Origin of the sequence: Empedobacter sp. GD03739, assembly GCF_029843245.1 — a bacterium.
Classification (GTDB): Bacteria; Bacteroidota; Bacteroidia; order Flavobacteriales; family Weeksellaceae; genus Empedobacter; species Empedobacter falsenii_B.
In genome coordinates, this window is the sequence record NZ_JAOCHX010000090.1 from 1 (window position 1) to 2,693 (window position 2,693).

Annotated in this window: 2 protein-coding genes; both read left to right on the forward strand. The window is 33.8% G+C overall.

What is annotated here, in order from left to right; all coding sequences use genetic code 11:
• The first annotated feature begins 72 nt into the window (after nucleotides 1-72).
• On the forward strand, nucleotides 73-1,245 hold the full coding sequence (locus tag N5E64_RS15465) for a porin (RefSeq protein WP_280038275.1): 1,173 nt from the start codon (nucleotides 73-75) through the stop codon (nucleotides 1,243-1,245).
• A gap of 19 nt (nucleotides 1,246-1,264) precedes the next feature.
• The coding region (locus N5E64_RS15470; protein WP_280038277.1) for an anion permease at nucleotides 1,265-2,693 on the forward strand (1,429 nt) is incomplete at its 3' end.

Consider the following 2,693-nt stretch of genomic DNA (forward strand, 5'->3'; position numbering starts at 1 on the left):
TTAAAAATGATTCATTCACTTTTTTTTTGATTTTATTTTACTTAATTTTAAGTAACATTTAACCTTACAATTATGAGTATAAAAATAAAACATATCCTGTTTTTACTCCTCGTTACGAAGTTTGCTAATGCACAAACAAATGATAGCATTAATCGCGTTGATAGCATTTCTTCACTCCCAACTCCTTCTATCGAAGAAGCTATTAAATATCCAAAAGTTACGTTCAAAGGACTTTTCCAAGGTCGCTATTTAGTCAATACTACAAAAAATGTTGACGTAAATGGACTGCATCATTCAGAAGGTTCTGTAACAAGTAATAATTTCATGCTCAAATATGTACGTGTGCAAATGCGTGCGCAAATTAGCAAAAGAACGGAAGTCGCTGTATTAGCTAACTTAGCCGATTTCAAACATGATACAAAAACAAAAGTGTTAGAAAATGCCTATTTAAAATATACGTTCAATCCAAAATTAGCTGTGACAGTCGGACAATTTAGACCTTGGTTTGGAATTGAAGAAACCTATCCTGTTGATATTATCAAAACATTGGATTGGTCAAATCAATATTCGGAATTTGGAAAATTAGGTTGGACAAGCTTCCAAATTGGTATGTCTGTTGGTGGTACTGTAAATGTTGGCAAAATGCCTTTACAGTACGCTGTTTCTGTTGTAAATGGTAATGGTAAAAACCAAGTAAATGACAACGATAATGGAAAACAATACTCAACACGTCTTGTTTTTGGATTAGACAAAAAGTATAACCTTAATTTAGGTTTAAACGGAGGTATTGGTGAAGTTTACAGTAAACAAGTTTATGCTTTGGGTGTAGATTTAAGTGGAACGATTAATTTAGCTCCAAAATGGGATTTAGATATGCAAGTTGAAGCAAAACAAGCAACTAATCACACAATGTATTTTGACTTGGACGAATCTCTACGCCCTGAAAATACTGATGAATATTTGGTTCGAGGAATTTACGTTCTACCTCATTTAAAATATCAAATCAATCACAAAAATCTTAGTGCTTTAGAATTTTCATTTCGTTATGAATATCTTGATCGAAACTTTCGAATTAATTCAAATCCAAGAGAAACTTATACACCAATGTTTGGATTAGAATTTTTGAAAGATTACGGTGCAAGAATCCAAGTAGGAGTACAATTCGATCGATACAAAGAGCAAAAAGAAAATACGTCTATATATAATAATAATCTATTCATTGTCCAAGTACAAAGTAGATTTTAATCTCTAAAAATGATCATCTATGAAAGAAGTTAACATTCGTAATGTAGCAATTACGTTTATCATCGCTGTCATTCTTTGGAATATTCCAACTCCAGACGGAGTCGCTCCTAATGCATGGCATTTGTTTGCAATTTTTGCAGCAACAATTATCGGAATTATTTTAAAGGCAGCACCAATGGGTACAATGTGTATGTTAGCCATTGGAGTGACAGCATTAACACAGGTGTTAGCACCTGATGATGCTGGAAAATCAATTACCAAAGCTTTAACTGGTTTTGGTGATAAAATTATTTGGTTAATCGGAATCTCGTTCTTTATTGCACGTGGTTTTATCAAGACCGGTTTAGGTAATCGTATTGCCTTCATATTTATCCGAATTTTCGGAAAAAGTTCATTAGGTTTAGCCTATGGCTTAGGTTTAGCAGATTTATGTTTAGCTCCTGCAATTCCAAGTAATACCGCTAGAGGAGGTGGAATTATTTATCCAATTATGAAATCTATGGCTATAAGCTTTGATTCTCACCCAGATAAACCTGAAACTCATAAAAAGTTAGGGTCATTCCTTACTTTAAATAGTTATTATATGAACTTGATTACTTCATCTATGTTCTTAACAGGAACTGCAAGTAATCCAATGTGCCAAAAATTTGCCGCTGATTTAGGAATTAATATTACATGGATGTCATGGGCAGCAGCTGGTTTTGTTCCTGGAATGGTTGCATTTATCATTGTACCTCTCGTTCTTTATAAAATATTCCCTCCAGAGTTAAAGAAAACTACTGATGCACCTAAAATGGCTGCGCAAAAATTAAAAGAAATGGGCGCTATAACAAAGCATGAATGGTTGATGCTTTTAGCTTTTGTTATCTTATTATCTTTATGGATCTTCGGTGGATCTTTATCTATTGATGCTACAACAACCGCATTCATTGGATTAACATTATTATTGTTAACTTCCGTTTTAACTTGGGAAGATGTAAAATCTGAAAAAGGTGCTTGGGATACAATTGTATGGTTTGCTGTATTAGTAATGATGGCGAGTTCATTGAACGAATTAGGTTTCATTGATTGGTTCAGTAATTTGATTAAAGGTGAAATTGGTGGTTTAAGCTGGCAAGTTGCTTTCCCAGTTATTGTATTAGTTTATTTCTTTAGTCACTATATTTTTGCAAGTGCTACAGCTCACGTTGCGGCTATGTATGCAGCCTTATTAGGTGTTGGTGTTTCTTTGGGCGTCCCTCCTATGTTATTAGCTATGATGCTTGGTTTCATGGGTTCTATCTACGGAGTTTTAACACATTACGGACATGGTCCTGCACCTGTTTATTTTGGTAGTGGTTACGTAGAATTGAAAACTTGGTGGTTAAAAGGATTAGAAATCGGAATTGTTTTATTGATTATCTATATGGCAGTTGGTGGACTTTGGATGAAAGTCTTAGGATATTATT